Annotated in this window: 17 protein-coding genes; 10 read left to right on the forward strand and 7 right to left on the reverse strand. The window is 46.7% G+C overall.

Annotated elements, in window-relative coordinates; translation table 11 throughout:
• Window positions 1-132: 132 nt before the first annotated feature.
• The 8 genes from C7460_RS00765 to C7460_RS00800 all read left to right on the forward strand — a co-directional run bounded on the left by C7460_RS00765 (window position 133) and on the right by C7460_RS00800 (window position 7,567).
• Window positions 133-678, forward strand: coding sequence for an REP-associated tyrosine transposase (locus tag C7460_RS00765; RefSeq protein ID WP_115866147.1), 546 nt, complete (start codon window positions 133-135; stop codon window positions 676-678).
• Window positions 679-810: 132 nt separating this feature from the next.
• Window positions 811-1,044 carry a hypothetical protein gene (locus C7460_RS00770; protein ID WP_115866148.1) on the forward strand — a complete coding sequence of 78 codons (234 nt, stop codon included), beginning with the start codon at window positions 811-813 and terminating at the stop codon, window positions 1,042-1,044.
• A complete protein-coding gene (locus C7460_RS00775) occupies window positions 1,041-1,334 on the forward strand; it encodes a type II toxin-antitoxin system RelE/ParE family toxin (RefSeq protein ID WP_115866149.1) in 294 nt (97 codons plus the stop codon). Before C7460_RS00770 ends, C7460_RS00775 begins: the two co-directional genes overlap by 4 nt.
• A 116-nt stretch (window positions 1,335-1,450) precedes the next feature.
• The gene (locus C7460_RS00780; protein ID WP_115866150.1) at window positions 1,451-1,711 is read left to right on the forward strand and encodes a hypothetical protein; all 261 of its coding nucleotides are present in this window, start codon (window positions 1,451-1,453) and stop codon (window positions 1,709-1,711) included.
• Window positions 1,712-1,878: 167 nt separating this feature from the next.
• A complete protein-coding gene (locus tag C7460_RS00785) occupies window positions 1,879-2,442 on the forward strand; it encodes an RNA polymerase sigma-70 factor (RefSeq protein WP_115866151.1) in 564 nt (187 codons plus the stop codon).
• A 24-nt stretch (window positions 2,443-2,466) separates the two neighbouring features.
• Window positions 2,467-3,441: a FecR family protein gene (locus C7460_RS00790; protein ID WP_115866152.1), complete on the forward strand. Its 975-nt coding sequence runs from the start codon at window positions 2,467-2,469 to the stop codon at window positions 3,439-3,441.
• A complete protein-coding gene (locus C7460_RS00795) occupies window positions 3,426-5,144 on the forward strand; it encodes an STN and carboxypeptidase regulatory-like domain-containing protein (protein ID WP_115866153.1) in 1,719 nt (572 codons plus the stop codon). The genes C7460_RS00790 and C7460_RS00795 overlap by 16 nt, the downstream gene beginning before the upstream one ends.
• 74 nt (window positions 5,145-5,218) lie before the next feature.
• The gene (locus C7460_RS00800) at window positions 5,219-7,567 is read left to right on the forward strand and encodes a TonB-dependent receptor (RefSeq protein ID WP_115866154.1); all 2,349 of its coding nucleotides are present in this window, start codon (window positions 5,219-5,221) and stop codon (window positions 7,565-7,567) included.
• Window positions 7,568-7,570: 3 nt separating this feature from the next.
• Here the strand turns inward: C7460_RS00800 and C7460_RS00805 are convergent, their stop codons facing one another.
• Together C7460_RS00805 and C7460_RS00810 are read right to left on the reverse strand one after the other, a co-directional pair.
• Window positions 7,571-8,146 (reverse strand): hypothetical protein, encoded by a 576-nt coding sequence (locus C7460_RS00805; RefSeq protein WP_147302810.1) that lies wholly within the window; start codon window positions 8,144-8,146, stop codon window positions 7,571-7,573.
• Between the two features lie 57 nt (window positions 8,147-8,203).
• Window positions 8,204-9,475: a sugar MFS transporter gene (locus C7460_RS00810; RefSeq protein WP_221409415.1), complete on the reverse strand. Its 1,272-nt coding sequence runs from the start codon at window positions 9,473-9,475 to the stop codon at window positions 8,204-8,206.
• Window positions 9,476-9,692: 217 nt separating this feature from the next.
• Here C7460_RS00810 and nagB point away from each other — a divergent pair, with 217 nt between their 5' ends.
• Window positions 9,693-11,615 (forward strand): glucosamine-6-phosphate deaminase, encoded by a 1,923-nt coding sequence (nagB, locus tag C7460_RS00815; protein ID WP_115866156.1) that lies wholly within the window; start codon window positions 9,693-9,695, stop codon window positions 11,613-11,615.
• Window positions 11,616-11,700: 85 nt separating this feature from the next.
• On the opposite strand, the gene C7460_RS00820 is transcribed toward nagB, so the two are convergent.
• Entirely contained in the window at window positions 11,701-12,825 is a 1,125-nt protein-coding gene (locus C7460_RS00820) for a glycerate kinase (RefSeq protein WP_115866157.1), read from the reverse strand.
• A gap of 9 nt (window positions 12,826-12,834) precedes the next feature.
• Window positions 12,835-13,305: a SixA phosphatase family protein gene (locus tag C7460_RS00825; RefSeq protein WP_115866158.1), complete on the reverse strand. Its 471-nt coding sequence runs from the start codon at window positions 13,303-13,305 to the stop codon at window positions 12,835-12,837.
• 121 nt (window positions 13,306-13,426) lie between these two features.
• Here C7460_RS00825 and topA point away from each other — a divergent pair, with 121 nt between their 5' ends.
• Window positions 13,427-15,766, forward strand: coding sequence for a type I DNA topoisomerase (gene topA / locus C7460_RS00830; RefSeq protein WP_115866159.1), 2,340 nt, complete (start codon window positions 13,427-13,429; stop codon window positions 15,764-15,766).
• 127 nt (window positions 15,767-15,893) lie between these two features.
• Here the strand turns inward: topA and C7460_RS23585 are convergent, their stop codons facing one another.
• The 3 genes from C7460_RS23585 to C7460_RS00840 form a co-directional block, all read right to left on the reverse strand.
• Window positions 15,894-16,037: a hypothetical protein gene (locus tag C7460_RS23585; RefSeq protein WP_170147837.1), complete on the reverse strand. Its 144-nt coding sequence runs from the start codon at window positions 16,035-16,037 to the stop codon at window positions 15,894-15,896.
• A gap of 424 nt (window positions 16,038-16,461) precedes the next feature.
• Complete coding sequence (gene dnaN / locus C7460_RS00835) at window positions 16,462-17,586, reverse strand: DNA polymerase III subunit beta (protein ID WP_115866160.1); 1,125 nt, start codon at window positions 17,584-17,586, stop codon at window positions 16,462-16,464.
• A gap of 119 nt (window positions 17,587-17,705) precedes the next feature.
• Entirely contained in the window at window positions 17,706-18,596 is an 891-nt protein-coding gene (locus C7460_RS00840) for a hypothetical protein (RefSeq protein ID WP_115866161.1), read from the reverse strand.
• Between the last annotated feature and the right edge of the window lies 1 nt (window position 18,597).

Raw genomic sequence — 18,597 nt, forward strand, 5'->3', positions numbered from 1 at the left:
CGCTTGTGCTTGGGATCAAAAGACATCCACTTGTACCTGAACCAAAAGGCATCCACAAGTTCTAATGAATAAAAGCACGCAATTATGAAACCAATTTGTAACGATCTACCATAAATTGCCTACATTGGTTTTGTGAGCAGAAAGTATAAATTCAATGACCAGGAGCAGCTATATTTTGTAAGTTTTGCTACCGTAAACTGGATAGACCTGTTCACAAGGCCTGAGTACTGCGAAATTTTTCTGGACAGCCTGCGGTATTGTCAATCAAAAAAAGGCTTGGAGCTATATGCCTGGTGCATTATGCCAAATCACGTTCATCTGATCATGGGTACATCTGCTAATCCTATGCAGGATATTCTTCGAGACATGAAGAGTTTTACTTCCAGGAAATTGCGTGAAGAAATCAAGGAGCATCCGAGAGAAAGCAGGAAAGAATGGTTGCTTTGGATGTTTGAAAGGGCCGGCAAGAAAAATGGCAATAATTCAGACTGGCAGCTATGGCAACAGCACAATCATCCTATTGCATTGAGTTATACTTGGATGATGTCGCAGCGGCTAAACTATCTACACATGAACCCTGTAAAAGCAGGATTCGTTTTGGAGCCAGAGCATTGGAAGTATAGCAGTGCGATTGACTATTCGGGAGGAAAAGGGCTGTTGAAGGTTTTACTTTTATAGAGTCACCAGCGAACGCGTGCTTTAGGAAGATGGCTGGCACAAGCGGACGCTTGCGCCGGAGAGCCAATTCTTCCTGTTATTGTAAAATGAAAAACGATTAGAAATTGTTATTTTGTAGAAAAGCAGAAAGGGATGAACAGCACTCAGATAAGACAAAAAATCCATGAATATGTTGATCAGGCCGATGATCGATTCTTAACACTCATTAATGCAATGATTGATGCAGACAAGGATCAAGATTGGTGGGATGATTTACATCCCAATTTACAGGCATCCATAAACAAGGCTATTGCCCAATCGGAACGTGAAGAAGGAAGACCCCATGCAGTAGTTATGAGTGAAATTCGAGCGAAATATCAAAAATGAGTTACTCCATAAAATGGTTACCAGAAGCTGAAATTACATATGCTTTGGTCATCGAATATCTGGAGGAAAATTGGACTTCAAAAGAAATTGATTGCTTCTTTGATCGAACAGATGAAGTAATCAACTTCATTGCTCAAAATCCCAGGCAGTATATTTACTCCAAAAAGAAAGATGTGTTTCGTGCGGTTATCACTAAGCATATTAGCTTGTACTATCGGATCAAATCTGAAGAAATTGAGTTGTTGATTTTTTGGGATACACGTCAAGATCCTGAGAATTTGAAAGTATAAAAATACATACCCTATTAGCTTAAGCATCCGCTTGTGCTAGAGATGCGAACCCTTGCGGCGGAGAGCCGATATTGACCAGTTCTTCCTGTTATTGTAAAAGGAAGAACAAATAGAAATTGTTATTTTGTAGAAAAGGAGTTTTTTATGGATACAGCACAATTAAAGAAGAGCTTCACCAATATATTGATAAGGCGGATGATCGAATCTTGCGCTTAGTGAAAGGGATGTTCCAGGCAGACATTGAGGATTATACCTTATCAGGGGAGCCTATGAATGAAGAAACCCTGAAACAAAGAGTGAGAGATGCAAAATCAAGAATAGGCTCTGGTCAGTTTACCACTCAGGAAGATCTTGAAAAAGAGATGGAAGAATGGTAAAGAAAAAGTTGAAGATCCCCTATTAGTCCAAGGATGCAGGAATAATATAGTGACCTAGCGCAAGCGTCCGCATGTGCTTGAGATAAAAACGTATCTATACCTTTGCACCAAATCCATTCTACTTTTTAGCAATCATTTTTAGCTTTACCTGAAAATCACCGCACGCCTTGACCGCTATCAATCAAACACTGCTATTTCAGGACGAAAAACAGTTCGAAAGCATCTTTCGAGAGCACTATACCGGACTAGTCAACTTTGCACGGCATTACGTCACCGATCCTGATGAGGCCGAAAGCATCGTACAGGAGCTTTTCACCGGACTCTGGTCCAAAGCCGACACCATCACCATCCGCACTTCCATCAGGTCCTACTTGTTTGGTGCAGTGAGAAACGCCTGCCTCAATTACCTAAAACACCTCAAAGTCCAAAACGCCTACACCGAGCACCAGCTTCACCTCTCCACCGATCACGACACCACCGACTTTTTGGAGCTAGACGAGCTGAAAGCGCGGATCGATGAGGCCTTCGAACAAATCCCTGAAAAATGTCGCGAGATTTTTGAGCTGAGCCGATATGAAGGCAAAAAATACCATGAAATCGCCGAAGAGCTTAATCTGTCTATCAAAACGGTAGAAAACCAAATGGGCAAAGCGCTCAAAATTCTCCGCCGCGAGCTGCAGGATTACCTTTTACTCATTTTTCTTTTCATCACCCATGGGGGTAAATTTTAAACTGGTTGTCAGAATAGTAAGCAGATGAAAAACGAACGTTCACATAGCATCAGCGAAGAGGTATTGGCTCGCTACTTTGCCGGTAGTGCAACCACTGACGAAACCCGTCAGGTAGAGGCATGGGCCAACCAGTCACCCGCAAACTCCCAGCAGCTTTGGCAGTGGCAAGTTGCGTGGATGGATGCTCGTGCGATCAGAGGTGCAGACTATACCGACAGCTACAACGTAAACAAAGCCTGGAAAAAAGTAAAACCTGCGCAGAAAAGCACGCATCGCTGGAGCATTGCCGCGGCAGTCGCAGCGTTACTCTGTGCCATGGTGGTACTTTACCAGTATTCCCAACAGGTGGAGCAAGTCAAAGTAGCTGCCGTGACTCAAACCAAATCCGTAGCTCTTGCAGATGGCAGCACCATTACGCTAAACACCGCCAGTGAAGTGGAGTTTCCAGAGACTTTTGAAGGCCAGACCCGTGAGGTAAAGCTCAAAGGTGAAGCATTCTTTGAGGTGGCTCACGATCCGGAGCAACCATTCATTGTATCGGCTGGAGACTTACAGGTACAGGTATTGGGTACTGCTTTTAATGTAAAGCAAGCAGCAAACACCCTTAGTGTGGCAGTGAAGTCTGGGAAAGTGCAGGTAACATACAAAAGCGAACAGGTGATCCTTACTGCAGGGCAGCGCGTAGCATTTGATGCAGTAGACGCAGAGCTCAAACGCTCTGAGTCCACTACGTTGGCCGAGGCGGACCACTTTTGGAGAACTCGGCGGCTGGAATTTAAAGGCAATACCCTTCCTGAAGTAGTAGAAGCCCTCAATCTGGCCTACGATCAAGAAGTGGTCATCGGAAGTGAAGCATTGAATACCTGTAAACTAAGTGTGTCCTTTGAAGCTGAAAAGCTAGAAGACGTGATCGAAATCATCCGCTTAACGCTGAACCTGGAGGTGCAGCGTACTCCCGATCAATACATTTTAACAGGAAACGGATGTTTAGAAAACTAATCACATGCATCGTGCTCTTTGGTAGCACACAACTTTACAGTCAGGATCTATTGGACCAGTCAGTAACGGTCAACTTTCAAAACCAAACCATCGCAGAATCACTCAACAGCATTTCGGCTGGCAGCGATGTGCGATTTTCATATAACCCCGACCAGCTCCCACAGCGAAAGGTGACTGCCCACTATGAAAACACTCCGGTACAGACCATACTCCTGGACCTACTAGGCACCTCCTATGAATGCAAAGTGCGTGGCAGCTACATCATACTGACACCCATTAAAAAAAAGGCACCCAAAAAAACAGGGCAGATTCAAGGTGAAGTAGTAGATGCCAACACGGGTGAGCGCATCGCCGGAGTAAGTATTTACGAGGTAGACCGGCTGTCAGCAGCCACCCTCACCTCTCAAGACGGAACCTACACCCTCTCACCCAAGACTAGCGGAGATCCTATGCTAATCGCTGTAAGTCGAGAAAACTACAAAGACACGGTCATCGTGGTACACCGCTCCAAAGGAGAGTTTGTAAAGCTTCTCCTGGAGCCCATCAAAAAACAACAGCGCAAGCTCATCAGCGATACTACCTGGATCAAAGACTTTTGGATCAATCAAAGACTCAAGCGCCACCAACGCAACATCAACCTCTCCGAACACCGTGTTTTTCAAATGTCACTCGTACCTGGCATAGGCACCAATGGTTTCCTTACGGGAAAATTCACCCACAACATGTCCTTAAATATTATTGGAGGATTTACACAAGGCATCAAAGGAGTAGAGCTTGGAGGAGTGTTTAACATCACCGAACGCATGCTTCGAGGCGCACAGGTGGCTGGCGTGTTCAACGCCACTGGGCATAGCAGCACAGGCCTACAGCTGGCAGGCATGGTCAATCGCACCAAAAACAGCTTTACAGGCTGGCAAATCGCTGGAGTAGTCAATCACACAGACACCCTAAATGGAGCGCAGATCAGTGGAGCCACCAATTTTGCACGGGTAGCCACCGGACTACAGCTCTCCGGAGCATTCAACTTCCTCACGGGCGACATGTACGGAGCACAGCTAGCCAGCTGCTTCAACTATGGCCATCATATTTTTGGGTTACAACTCTCAGGGGTTTACAACCACGCCGACACACTCTATGGTGTGCAGCTCAGCACTATCAACCGCACCCAAAACCTCCACGGCGTACAGGTAGGAATCGTCAACATCGCTAAAAAAGTAGAACAAGGCACCATGATCGGCATCATCAACGTAGCTAAAGATGAAGTACTCACCTTTGAGCTATCGAGCAATGACGTAACGCGCTACAACCTCTCCTTCAAGTCCGGCGCCAAGCACTTTTATACCATCCTGAGCACTGGCATTCACGATCAAAAAGAAATCTGGGGCGCCGGAGGTGGTTTTGGCACAGACATCCCTCTAAAGCCCTTTTATCTCACCGTAGACCTCACCGCTCACACGCTTTTCAAACTCAATGAAAAAACTTCACACCCTATTCTCAACCCAAGGCTAGGGTTTACAGCAGGACTCACCATCTTCGATGACGTCAGCATCTTTGGCGGACCAGTAGTCCATTATATGTACAATGCAGATACAGACACTTTCCCGGCAGTTCATAAACTGGGCGAAAATGCCAGCTTCTCGCACGAGGTAGGAGATATCATGCACAAATGGTGGGCAGGCTATACATTCGGAATTAGATTGTAAAAATTTTATTTTACACATAGGGGTATTTTTAGTTTCAGGTTCCCTTTTGGTGAAAACCATAATTATAAGAAACTATGAATCCCCTTACTTTTTTTCGATTACTCCTGGTGCTGGACCTGATGCTTTATACCACCACACAGCTAAGTGCTCAAAACACTCAGACCGTTCGTGGCAGACTCATCGACCAGGATGCACAAACACCACTTATAGGAGCCACCATTCAGGTGTTGGGCAGCTCACCAATTATTGGATCCAGCACAGACACTAACGGAGCCTTTAAACTTACCAACGTTCCATTGGGTCGAATCACCCTACTAGCCACATACCTCGGCTATGAGGATCGAGTCATTCCTAATGTGCTCGTAAGCAGTGGCAAAGAAGTGGTACTGGAAATCAGCCTGCTAGAATCGGTAGAAAACCTCGATGCAGTGGTAGTGGCCGCCACCCAAAAATCTGAAGTACTCAATGAGATGGCCTTGATCAGCGCCCGTACGTTTTCGGTAGAAGAAACCAAGCGCTATGCCGGGGCACTCAGCGACCCTGCTCGAATGGTGTCGGGCTATGCAGGAGTGACTGGCAATGCCGAAGGTAACAATGACATTGTAGTCCGAGGCAACTCTCCAAGGGGTATTCTCTGGAGGCTGGAAGGTGTGGAAATCCCCAATCCAAACCACTTCGCCAATGAAGGAGCCACTGGCGGCCCCATCAATGCGCTCAACAGCAATATGCTCGACAACTCCGACTTTTTCTCAGGGGCCTTTGCCCCAGAGTACGGCAATGCACTCTCCGGAGTATTTGATATGCGCTTCAAAAAAGGCAACAACGAAACCCGTGAATATACCGCCGGTGCAAGCGTGTTCGGAATTGATTTTGCTGCAGAGGGCCCTTTTACCAAAGGCTACCGCGGGTCTTACATTGCCAATTACCGCTATTCATCTTTACAACTGATCGCAGACCTTGGCTTCCTCGAGTTTGGTGGTATCCCAAAGTATCAGGATGCTTCTTTTAACGTAGCCCTGCCTTTAGGCAAAAACGACTACCTCACCACCTTTGGGCTGGGCGGCATCAGCGAAATCGCCGTGGAAGAGGAAGAAGAAGATGGCACTCGTCAATACAAGGGAACCATGGGAGCAGATTTGGGCATACTGGGAGTTAGTCACACGCATTTTTTTGGCAATGATGCTTTTATTAAAAACACACTTTCCGTAAGTGCCACAGCACTCAGCACGGAAGATCACCTTCCGGATAACAACAACCAGTTTCGATACATGGGAGCCTCCAAGATAAACAAAACCACCTACCGATTGGCCTCCACTTATAACCTAAAGCTCAATGCACGGCATAAACTAGAAACAGGAACTATTGGCTCATTGCTGAGCTACAATGCTTTTGCGGAAGCATTCAATTTTGAAGAGGAAGCCATCCAAACCCAACTGGATGACGAGGGCAATACCTACACGTTACAGGCTTTTGCCAGCTGGAAATATCGACCTTCCAGCACCTGGACCATCACCAGCGGCCTGCATACCTTGTACTATGGACTCAATGGATCTTATACCCTGGAGCCAAGAATAGGTGCTCGATGGGATGCTACTGACAGGCACCACTTCACCTTGGGCGCAGGCCTGCATAGCCGTCTGGAGAGTATCACCAGCTACCTGGCTAAGCGACCAACCAACAGTGGAACGGAAACCCCAAACAAGCATCTCAAACCAACCAAAGCGCTCCATCTGGTGGGTGGCTATGGCTTAGCTATCGGCCGAAATACTCACCTAAAAGCTGAGCTCTATTACCAACACCTCTATGATGTACCGGTGGTGGATGATCCCACTAGTCATTTCTCGCTATTGAATAGCACAGAGAGTTTTGAAACACGCCAGCTAGTTAATGAGGGCACTGGACGCAATTTTGGGCTGGAGCTTACTCTGGAGCGGTATTTCGCAGAAGGCTTTTACTACATGCTTACGGCTTCCGTATATGAGTCCTTTTACACGGCTAAAGATGGCGTGGAGCGAAACACCGCCTTTAATGGCAACTACGCCACCAATTTCCTGGCAGGAAAAGAAATGGCTTTCGGGAATCCCGACAAACGACGAACATTTTTCGTTAACACCAAAATCAGTTTACTTGGTGGAGCGCGCTACACTCCTATAGACCTGGAAGCCAGCAGAAACACGGGAGACGAAGTGCGTAATGAAGACAAACCCTGGTCTGAAAAAGGAGATGACATCTTTTTCATCAATCTCGCCATGGGAATTCGCAGAGACAAAAGAAATACTACCAGAGAGTTTAAAATTGACATTTCGAATGTCACCAATCATCAGGGAATTGTAAATGAGTATTACCAGCACGGCAGTCAGGAAATCATCCAGTCGCCGCAGCTACCTTTTCTACCCAACATCGCCTATATGATCAAATTTTAATAGCTACTGCAAGGTGACCTGCCACGTCAAATCAAGATCTGTGAAGCCTTCATCGCTGGTGGAGGTTTCACTTTTTAGATTGGGCTGATTTTGAAGTTTGATACGAAACGATCCTATTGCTCCAGCCTCACCCGTCACCCAGGCAGTAATCAGCCCCAAAGGCAATCCATTTTCATCGCGATCCAAATAGTTGACCTGCGCTCCCCGGTCGTCCATATTGCCCGTTCCTTCTGGACTTGCAAAAAGCTGGTCATCAAAAGCATAAAACAGCATATGTTCAGTAGCTGCAGCTTCCACCAACTCAGCCACATCTTCATCGGTCAATTCATTTTCCAGCTTGATAAACAAATCGTAGGCAGTGCCTGACTTGAGCCCAAACGCTGAGGCCTGCACCGGCAATGGCCCTGCCCCATCTGGGTCTTCTGCTGAAACAGTGATCGGTGCACCGCCAGATTTATCACTAAATATGAGCTGCACCCGCGTAATCTGCTTGGGCTCATAGACATCTGGAGTCTCATCCTCTTTGCAGGCCATAAGGCCCGACATGATCAGTAAAGCAATAAAAAAGGGCAATCTCATACTTATCGTTTTACACAATAATAGAGCATTGCCCTTAATGTCTTACAATAGCGCTCTTTATTTTGGAGCTCCTATTTTGTGTCCTTTCACAGCAAAAAACAAGATAAACGCATAACAGGGTAATAAAATAACGTAAGCACTACGCCCGTCTATAGCATCAGCCAAAGCGCCATAGGCCAGCGGCAACAACGCCCCTCCTGAAATCGCCATCACCAGCATAGCAGAGCCTGTTTTCGTAAACCTTCCCAGTTTATGGATGGAAAGTGGGAAAATCGCCGGCCACATGAGCGAGTTGGCGAGACCGAGTAGCGCAATAAAGCCGACCGATACAAATCCATCAGTCACCAGGGCACATACCGAAAAGATCAAACCAAGAATGGCAAAAATACTCAACGCCTTGGCCTGCGAAATGTATTTAGGAATAGTGAAAATCCCGATCACATAACCCAGCAGCATACACGCCAGTGTAGCCTGTGTAAAATATCGGGCCGTAGACAAGCTGATGCCCAACGATTTACCATAGCTAATGATGGTATCTCCAGCAATCACCTCCGCTCCCACATATAGAAAGAGCGCCACCACACCCAAGAGCAAATAAGGGAACTGAAAAACGCTGGTACGCTGTGCGGCAACATCTGACTCATTGCCAGCGGCAGCATCTTCTCCACTATCGTCGATCTCAGGCAGAGGAGACTTAAAAATCGCTGCAGCCAAAAGCACCAATACCCCAGCGATGATATAGTAAGGCATGATCACGCGGGAGGCCAGTTCATCCAAGGCAGCAGCTTTCTCCTCCAGACTCATGATTTCAAGAGACGCTTCCAGGGCATCCACATCACTCAGTGTGATGTACCCAAAAATCAATCCCGCCAGTATTCCCGCCACTTTATTGGAGATACCCATGATACTGATCCGCTGAGCTGCACTCTCTGCTGGCCCAATGATCGACACGTAGGGGTTCACGGCAGTCTGCAGTAAAGCCAGCCCGGTACCGATGATGAAGAGCCCCACCAAAAACAGATCAAAACTCCTCACCTGCGCCGCAGGCACAAAGATGATCGCACCCACGGCCATTACAAGCAGCGAAAGCGACATCCCCTTTTTATAACCTACCTTATTGAGCACATAAGAAGAAGGCAGCGCCATCAGCGTGTAAGCAATGAAAAATGCGGTCGCCACCAGATAGGATTGCACCTCCGTTTCCAGTTCACAGGCTATTTTCAGATAAGGGATGAGCGTACCGTTTACCCAGGTAGCAAACCCAATGGTAAAAAACAACATGCCGATGATCAGCATGGACATTACATAATTACTTTTTTGTTGGTTCATAGAGCATTTGGTTAAACCGATGTAAAAAAAGGCAATTTGCCGAAGCAAGCCTATGATTTTTAGTGTTTCTACCGACTAATATATACAAAGATGTTGTGTGCGCACACATCTTTTAATTTTTTAAGTGTGTGCGCACACATTATTTATTCATTTTTATTACTTTTGATCCGTGAGAAGGAAAATTCTCGTTTGATTTAGCAACAGACATCTAAGATATATGACCACAGAAATCATCAATTATCCAGAAAAGCACCTTGAAAAACTCCCGGTTTCGATCTTTCCGAGTGAGGATTTTGGGAGCAAAAAGGTGGCTAAAGAAATTGCAAAGGTGATCACCGAAAAGCAGCAAAAAGGTGAAAATGCTGTTTTGGGATTGGCTACAGGCTCTTCTCCCATTTTGGTGTACAAGGAACTAATCCGAATGCACAAAGAAGAAGGACTTAGCTTTCAGAATGTCATCACTTTCAACCTGGATGAGTACTATCCCATGCAGCCAGATGCTCTTCAGAGCTATGTCTACTTCATGGACGAAAACCTTTTCAACCACATAGACATCAAGCGTGAAAACATCCACATTCCAGATGGTACGCTCGCTGAAAACGAAGTAATGCCTTTCTGTGCTGCTTACGAGCAAAAGATCATCGATGCAGGTGGATTAGATATTCAGCTACTGGGCATCGGTCGTACGGGTCACATCGGTTTCAACGAACCTGGCTCTACCCTCCACTCCACCACCCGAATGGTGAAGCTGGACCCGCTGACCATCTCAGATGCAGCCAAGGACTTTATCAAGGAAGAATACGTACCACAGCGCGCTATCACAATGGGTGTAGGTACCATTATGAAAGCACGCAAGATCATCCTGATCGCCTGGGGACAAGGCAAAGCACCTATCGTTCAGAAAATGGTGGAAGAAAAAATCAGTGAAGACGTACCCGCTACGTTCCTCCAGCAGCATGCCAACGTAAAAGTCATCATTGATGAAGCAGCAGCTGGAAATCTGGCACGCTACAAGACTCCATGGCTCACAGGGATGGTCAACTGGGACGACAAAATGAAGCGTCGTGCAGTCACCTGGCTGAGTCTAAAGCTGGGCAAACCCATCTTGAAGCTTACCGATGATGATTACAAAGACTCAGGCCTGATGGACTTGTTGGTTCAAGCGGGAAGTGCTTATGAGCTTAATATTAAAATCTTCAACGCCATCCAAAAAACCATTACAGGTTGGCCAGGTGGTAAGCCCAACTCTGACGACAAGGACCGACCAGAGCGCGCTCAGCCAGCTACGAAGCGCTCTATCGTATTTAGCCCACATCCAGATGATGACGTAATTTCCATGGGAGGCACACTCCTAAGACTCGTAGAGCAAAACCATGATGTACATGTGGCCTACCAAACATCAGGAAATATCGCTGTATTTGATGATGATGCTTACCGTTTTGGAGGATTTGCCAAAGATTTGCTAGAGCACCTCGGCATTGACTCTGACTTTAGTGAGAAATACGCAGAACTCAAGTCATTTCTTGAAAGCAAGAAGCTTGGAGAGCAGGACACTCCTTTAGTAAAAGTAATCAAAGGGCTCATCCGAAAAGGAGAAGCTGAAGCAGGGTGCCGTTACTGTGGAGTGAAGGATGACAACATGCACTTCCTCAACCTGCCATTCTACGAAACCGGTCAGGTAAAGAAAAAGCCTATTGGTGAAGATGACATTCAAATCATCATTGATTTGCTCCAAAAAGTAAAACCTCACCAGATATTCGCCGCTGGCGATTTGCAAGACCCACATGGTACACATGCCGTATGTCTGGACGCCATCTTCAAAGCCCTGGAAAGACTGAAAGAGCAAGGTGAAGAGTGGCTCAAAGACTGCTATGTATGGCTTTACAGAGGTGCATGGCAAGAGTGGGATATCGAAGACATAGAAATGGCAATTCCAATTAGCCCGGAAGAGCTGATGCGCAAGCGAAAGGCCATCTTCAAACACCAGTCCCAAAAGGACTCCCCTGTATTTCCAGGATCGGACAAGCGTGAGTTTTGGCAAAGAGCGGAAGACCGCAACCGAACCACAGCGCAACTTTACGATCAGCTCGGACTTACAGAATACGAAGCGATGGAGGCATTTGTCCGCTATCACTTCTAATCGACGCAGGCTTCACAAGCAAAGTTGTTCATAAGTTGAAAAGGCCACCGGACGGGTGGTCTTTTTTTTATGCATCAGGATTCGATTAGGATTTCTTAGCCAGCAGATTGCCTATTTGTCGGGCCGTGCGTGAAAGGTTATCAGCAGTGGCCGCATAGGCATCAAAATGGCTCACCGGAGCGTGCACCACTGGAAATATAGCATCAAAACCCTCCAGCTCCGTGAGGTCCTTTGAGACACCTCCAGCCATTCCGATTACTACCTTTCCGGCTTCCTTTGCCAACCCGGCCACCATCCCTGGCCCCTTACCAAAAGCTGTCTGCTCATCCATATGTCCCTCCGCCGTGATTACTATATCGGCATCCGCCAGCAACTCACGAAACCCAGACCATTTCAGCACTTGCTCAGCCCCGTTTATCAGCTCAGCCCTTAGCACCCCATGAAGTACACCAGCCACTCCACCTGCAGCGCCAGCTCCAGAAAGGTCGTGAATATGCACTCCATTGTGCTTTTCGATCACATCAGCCAGGTGATGCAAACCCGCATCCAGCACTTCAATATCTTCTGGTTTTGCCCCTTTTTGCGGACCAAATACTGCTGCAGCTCCCTTTTCCCCGATTAATGGGTTGGTCACATCCGAAAGCACGTAGAGAGCTACTCCCTCCAGCAAATCAGCTGCTTCACGCATATCTAATCGATGAATCCGACCAAAATCAGAAGGCACCGGCTGCTGGATACTCCCCAGTTCATGATAGAAGACAACTCCCAATGCATCCAGGATACCGAGCGCTCCATCTACAGTAGCACTACCTCCTACAGTCAGGTAAATCTTGCGAGCGCCTTTGTCAATAGCATCTGCTATCAGTTGCCCGGTCCCCAAGGTAGTTGCAGCCCATGGATCGAGCTCATTTTCATCAAGCAAGTGCAATCCCGAAGCCTCGGCAAGCTCAATCAAAGCCATATCACCCTTCACTCCATATGAAGCCTGCACGTGCTTACCAAGAGGACCATTTACCTCGAGCGTTCGCAGCTGCAACCCAAGGTATTCTGCTACCACCTTCAGTGTACCATCACCGCCATCCGCTATAGCTAATGTTGTGCAGGTGCAACTCAGCCTACTTTGCTCCAGGCCAGCCGCGATAGCTTTAGCCACAGCCTCGGCAGATAGTGAGGACTTGAATGCATTCGGACAGATGAGGACGTTTGGCATCCCTGAAATTTAAAGTGTCTTTTTCACTCCTAAACCCTGAGACACCTCTTTCCATGAAAGGTCTTCGAATTCAATCTTTACCAATTCACCTGGAGTCATATCACCAAAATTGGATTCGGTGAGGTAATCATACAGGTAAGAAACTCCCGGATTGTGACCGATAATTAGTACGGTTTGATGCGCATCATCACAGCCCACGACAATTTCAAAAAGTGTTTTCACAGAGGCTTCATAAATATCCTCCCTGTACTCTACTGGCCTGCTGTACCCAATTTGTTCAGTAATGACTTTAGCAGTTTCTCGAGTTCGTTTAGCAGTGCTGCAAAAAATTTTGTCCGGGTCAAACCCTTTGGTTTTCATATAGGCGCCCAATTCGGTCAGCTGAGCGATACCTGTAGAGATAAGGGGGCGGTCGATATCCGCCATGTCAAAACCGTGAGCGGCACGACCGTGCCGAAGCAAATAAAGATTCCTAACCATTTCGCTGCATTTGGGTTACGCCATTACCAAGTTTCTAAGTTACCGATTGGTGGATCACCCTCCAACTTTTAGTTAATTAATAAAATTTGAGAGATATTTACCGCCTCAAAAAAATCACAGCATGGCAAAAAACCTGGTTATAGTAGAGTCGCCGGCAAAGGCAAAAACGATCGAAGGATATTTGGGTAAGGACTACCAGGTGAAATCATCCTATGGGCATGTGAGAGATTTGCCCAAAGATGATTTTGCAATCGATATTGAAAACGGATTCGAACCCACCTACAAAATATCCAACGACAAAAAGGATGTAGTAAAAGAGCTAAAAAAACTCTCGAAAGAAGCAGAGACCATCTTCCTGGCATCGGATGATGACCGTGAAGGAGAGGCTATTTCGTGGCACCTGGCCCAGGCTTTGGATCTGGATGACCAAAAAACAAGACGCATTGTTTTTCGTGAAATCACCAAAAATGCCATTCAAAATGCCATCCAAAACCCACGAGGCATCGATGAAGATCTCGTCAACGCGCAGCAAGCGCGCCGCATCCTGGATCGCCTGGTAGGTTATGAGCTTTCGCCAGTCCTTTGGAAAAAAATCAAAACAGGACTTTCAGCAGGACGCGTCCAGTCGGTAGCTGTACGCCTGGTGGTGGAGCGTGAGCGTGAAATCGAGCAGTTCAACGCAGAATCCAGCTTCAAAATCACCGCACTTTTTAATCTGGAAAATGGCAAGGTGCTCAAAGCGGACCTGCCGAAGAAATTTAAAACCGAAGAGGAAGCTAAGACTTTCCTGGAGCAGTGTAAAGATGCTGCTTTCAATATCGAAAACCTAGAAACTAAACCTGCTAAGAAATCTCCAGCACCTCCGTTTACCACCTCCACCCTACAGCAGGAAGCTAGCCGCAAGCTGAGCTTCCCAGTAGCCATGACCATGTCTGTAGCCCAGAAGCTGTATGAGGCCGGTAAGATCTCTTATATGAGAACGGACTCTGTAAACCTCTCTCAGGAGGCCATCGCTTCCGCGAAAGGAGAGATTGTAAAGGCATATGGAGAGGAGTTTTTCAAAGAACGCCACTTCAAGACTAAAAGTCAGGGTGCACAGGAGGCTCACGAAGCTATCCGACCCACCAACTTTTCCGTGCTGGAAGCCGGCAAAGACAGCAAAGAGCAGCGCCTCTACGAACTGATCTGGAAACGAGCCATTGCCTCCCAAATGTCAGAGGCACAACTGGAAAAAACTACTGCCACCATTGGCATCAGTACCAACGATGAAAAGCTGGTAGCGAAAGGTGAAGTGATCAAATTTGAAGGATTCCTTAAAGTATATATCGAGTCTACCGACGAAGAAGGTGATGAAGAAGAGCAGCAAGGCATGCTACCTCCTCTGTCTGTGGGTCAGGAGCTAGACCTCAAAAGCATGCTCGCTCGCGAAGGCTTCACCAGGCACCCACCTAGATATACGGAAGCCAGCCTCGTGAAAAAACTTGAAGAAATGGGCATAGGACGTCCATCTACTTATGCACCTACAATCTCTACGGTAATCAAGCGAAACTACATCGCCAAGGAAAACCGTGACGGCCATGAGCGCCAATACCGCGAACTTCTACTCGCTAGTGGCACTGTAGATGAAAGCACCAAGACAGAAATTACGGGTGCAGAAAAAAACAAGCTGTTCCCTACCAATACCGCCATGGTAGTAAATGATTTTCTGGTGGAGCACTTTCCTAATGTGATTGATTTTTCATTCACTGCCAAGGTGGAACAGGAGTTTGATGAGATCGCCAGTGGCAAGATCCAGTGGCGAGATATGATCAAGCTGTTTTATGGAGGCTTTCATAGTAAAATCGAAAACACGGAGCAACTCAAACGCTCTGAGGTAAATGCGGGTCGTGAATTGGGAGAAGATCCCAAGACCGGCAAAAAGATCATCGCAAAACTGGGACGCTACGGCGCCTATGTACAGCTCGGAGAGATCGATGAAGAAAACGAGGAAGCAGAAAAGCCAAAATTTGCCAGTCTGCGTCATGGTCAACTCATCGAGACCATCACACTGGAAGAAGCACTAGAGCTCTTCAAACTCCCAAGAGAAGTGGGTGAGTTTGAAGGTGAAGTCATGACCGCCGCAGTAGGCAGATACGGTCCATACATCCGTCATCAGGGTAAATTCGTATCGCTGAAACCAGAGCAAGATCCGCTTACGATCACCGAGGAAGAAGCCATAGAGCTCATCCAGCAAAAGCGTGAAGAAGATGCTAACAAGTACATCAAGACTTTTGATGAGGATGAAAATGTCTTCGTACTAAACGGGCGCTATGGTCCATATATCAAGTTTGGTAAGAAAAATGTAAAAATCCCGAAAGACAAAAAGCCGGAAGAGCTGACTTTTGAGGAATGTAAGGAGCTAGCTGAAAAAACTCCAGAGAAAAAGGGCCGTGGCGGCGGTCGTCGCAAAGCCAAAAAATAAAGCATTAAAAAAAGCTGTCTTTCGAGGCAGCTTTTTTTGTGTAGTTTAATTTCCAGACAACTAAGAGCTATCGGCTTTCTAATACTTCCCTGCAGTAGATAGCGCTCACGGATAGCGCACCAGAAGCCTACTTGACATCCTGGCTAGTACCCGCTCGATACCCTTCCTTAAAGGACTCCACATGATCATTCCAGTTCCAGGCAAACTCAATGACAAGCAGGGTGAGAAAACCAAGGACAAAGCATTTTACATCTCTTTTTGTGATTTTCATTTCGTATTTGGTTAGGTGATAATAATAGTAAGATTCTTCCTTTGAACCCTATTCACCTACAATATAAACAGTGAAATTAATTACCACAACCTCTTTCCGCTATTTGCCGGACAGCATCTCGCCATAAAATACAACAAACACTCAAGAGATTGCAAGACATGCTACAGTGTTTGCAATGACCTCTATACTGCCTGCAATGGCCAAGGGTCAAGCTGCACAGCCTACTCACAAGATTGCGAAGGTTTCTCGCTTAATTACAACAGCCTCTCACAAGACTGCAAGACCTTCTCCTATATCTGCAAAGAATTCATCACCGAGTGCAAAGCCCTCCTTCGGGACTACAAATGGACCCGTCCTAAAATTAAAAAAGCCCCGAATCTTTCGAATCGGGGCTTTTTAGTATGTCTTGAGATCAAATGATTTGCTATACGTGGTTGTTGAGCATTACTGGCATTACGAGCAACAAGATATCCTCATTATCGTCCTGATCGCTAGGCAAGATGATTCCTGCACGATTTGGAGCGTTGAGCTTAAGGGTGATTTCTTCCACATCGAGGTTTCCGAGCATCTCTATGAGAAACTTCGCATTGAAACCGATTTCGATATCTTCACCATCGTGCTCGCAAGATAGGCGCTCGTTTGCTTCGTTGGAGAAATCAAGGTCTTCCGCAGAGATCATCAGCTCACTACCGGTGATTTTGAGTCTTACCTGATGCGTGGTTTTGTTTGCGTAGATCGCAATACGCTTCAGTGAGCTCAGCAATGATGCACGGTTGATGTTCATCGTGTTTTCGTTATCCGAAGGGATCACATTGTCGTAATCCGGGAAACGCTCATCGATGAGGCGGCAGATCATTTTCACGTTGTTGAAGTTAAAGAATGCATTGGATGCATTAAACTCCAGGTTTACGTTGGTATTTTCTGAAGGCAAGGTAGCCTTGAGTAGTGTAAGTGCTTTGCGCGGCACAATCATGCTGTGCGCCATGTCCGCAGCTATATCCACACGTCTGTAGCGGATGAGTCGGTGACTATCCGTAGCCACAAAAGTGGTATTGGTTTCATCCAGCTTGATGTACACCCCAGTCATGGCTGGTCTCAGCTCATCATTACTGGTAGCGTAGATGGTATTGTTAATAGCCTGCGCCAGCACTCCCGAAGACATGTTTACCGAGTACCCGTCAGACACGGTGGGCACCTTAGGGAAGTCTGTGGCATTTTCTCCTGATAGCTTGTAGCGACCATTATCAGAGTTGATTTCTATGCTGTATGTATCACCATCTATAGAAAAGGTCACCGGCTGCTCAGGAAGGTTTCGAAGGGTTTCCAACAAGATTTTTGCTGGCATGGCTATGCTGCCATCTTCTTTTGCTTCTACCTCCAGCTCTGTAATCATGCTGGTCTGCAGGTCTGAGGCCGTGATGGTAAGCGTACCATCGCTGATTTCAAACAAGAAGTTCTCCAGAATAGGCACCACAGGATTTGTGGTAATCACTCCGTTGATTGCCGATAGTTGCTTTAACAGATAGGAAGATGATACAATGAATTTCATTCTAAGTTTCGTTTTTTCTTTAGCGGTCTCGAGTACGAATTGACCGGAGAGTCCATAGCCAGTTTCAATTGGGCGTCAAATTTAAGCACAAAATTCGAGATTTAAAGCCCAAATTGGCATCACTCTGAAAATGAAAAATCTTCGGGTTTTTGAAGTACTTTGGCCACCTTTTTCCGGTCTATGAGTATCAGTCCTTCATCATAGGTTTTTACCAGCTGGTAGCGATCTCCGGGCAGTGCCGGATAGATATCTAAAATAACCGGGAGCTCCTCACTGAGAGTTTCCACACTGAGGGTGGCTAGCGGTGGCTGGCGCGAAAGGCTGTCGTATGCTGGCATGCTACTCACCCATTCATTCCCCTGAAAAAACTGAAACTGATTGAGATAGTCCACTACGGCATTGGAATCTATAGGTGCGATCCCATCCACCTGGAAAAAGTCTTTGTCAAACACAATTTTAAGGTCTTTTGCGGCAGCATAGTCCAGCTCTAGCTGCTGGATGGTGCGCCAGCTGGCGTTGAGTAGCAGTCTGTCTCGCCACTGATTGGCGGTGAGCTCAAACAGGCCTCCAAGGTATTCATTGTAGCCCGGGATATGCACCTCATAGGCTTCCTCCTCACCTTGCAGTGAAAAGTAGGTCTTGGTTTTGGTGGCATTGCCCCACACCTGGAAGGTCATGGGCTGTGAACCCGATAGTGCTACAGTCTGTGGCTCCTGCACTGGTACGTCTACGGGCTTTTTCACTCGCACCCGCTGAAAAATCGTCAGCAAAAGCTTATTTAACCCGGGATCCATAGGGTACTTTTCGTTTACCGTCCATTGCCCATTTGCTGATGATAGCTCCAGAGACTCCCCTATCACCACACGTGCTATGCCGGCTGTATCAGCTACAGTAAATTTAGTTTCGTCGAAAGACACTCCAGACGTACGCCCTCCCAGCAATGCAAACAACACATTGACCACCAGCAGTACCACGAAAACCACGAATAATGTGCGATTCTTTCCTGTCATA

Source organism: Marinoscillum furvescens DSM 4134, from assembly GCF_003386095.1.
Lineage (GTDB): Bacteria > Bacteroidota > Bacteroidia > Cytophagales > Cyclobacteriaceae > Marinoscillum > Marinoscillum furvescens.

What these genes read in the sequence shown, in the direction of transcription:
- C7460_RS00770 (WP_115866148.1), top strand. Translation starts at nt 811, where the DNA reads ATGAACAGCACTCAGATAAGACAAAAAATCCATGAATATGTTGATCAG.
- C7460_RS00775 (WP_115866149.1), top strand. Translation starts at nt 1,041, where the DNA reads ATGAGTTACTCCATAAAATGGTTACCAGAAGCTGAAATTACATATGCT.
- C7460_RS00790 (WP_115866152.1), top strand. Translation starts at nt 2,467, where the DNA reads ATGAAAAACGAACGTTCACATAGCATCAGCGAAGAGGTATTGGCTCGC.
- C7460_RS00795 (WP_115866153.1), top strand. Translation starts at nt 3,426, where the DNA reads ATGTTTAGAAAACTAATCACATGCATCGTGCTCTTTGGTAGCACACAA.
- C7460_RS00800 (WP_115866154.1), top strand. Translation starts at nt 5,219, where the DNA reads ATGAATCCCCTTACTTTTTTTCGATTACTCCTGGTGCTGGACCTGATG.
- C7460_RS00805 (WP_147302810.1), bottom strand. Translation starts at nt 8,146, where the DNA reads ATGAGATTGCCCTTTTTTATTGCTTTACTGATCATGTCGGGCCTTATG.
- C7460_RS00810 (WP_221409415.1), bottom strand. Translation starts at nt 9,475, where the DNA reads ATGAACCAACAAAAAAGTAATTATGTAATGTCCATGCTGATCATCGGC.
- nagB (WP_115866156.1), top strand. Translation starts at nt 9,693, where the DNA reads ATGACCACAGAAATCATCAATTATCCAGAAAAGCACCTTGAAAAACTC.
- C7460_RS00820 (WP_115866157.1), bottom strand. Translation starts at nt 12,825, where the DNA reads ATGCCAAACGTCCTCATCTGTCCGAATGCATTCAAGTCCTCACTATCT.
- C7460_RS00825 (WP_115866158.1), bottom strand. Translation starts at nt 13,305, where the DNA reads ATGGTTAGGAATCTTTATTTGCTTCGGCACGGTCGTGCCGCTCACGGT.
- topA (WP_115866159.1), top strand. Translation starts at nt 13,427, where the DNA reads ATGGCAAAAAACCTGGTTATAGTAGAGTCGCCGGCAAAGGCAAAAACG.
- C7460_RS23585 (WP_170147837.1), bottom strand. Translation starts at nt 16,037, where the DNA reads ATGAAAATCACAAAAAGAGATGTAAAATGCTTTGTCCTTGGTTTTCTC.
- dnaN (WP_115866160.1), bottom strand. Translation starts at nt 17,586, where the DNA reads ATGAAATTCATTGTATCATCTTCCTATCTGTTAAAGCAACTATCGGCA.
- C7460_RS00840 (WP_115866161.1), bottom strand. Translation starts at nt 18,596, where the DNA reads ATGACAGGAAAGAATCGCACATTATTCGTGGTTTTCGTGGTACTGCTG.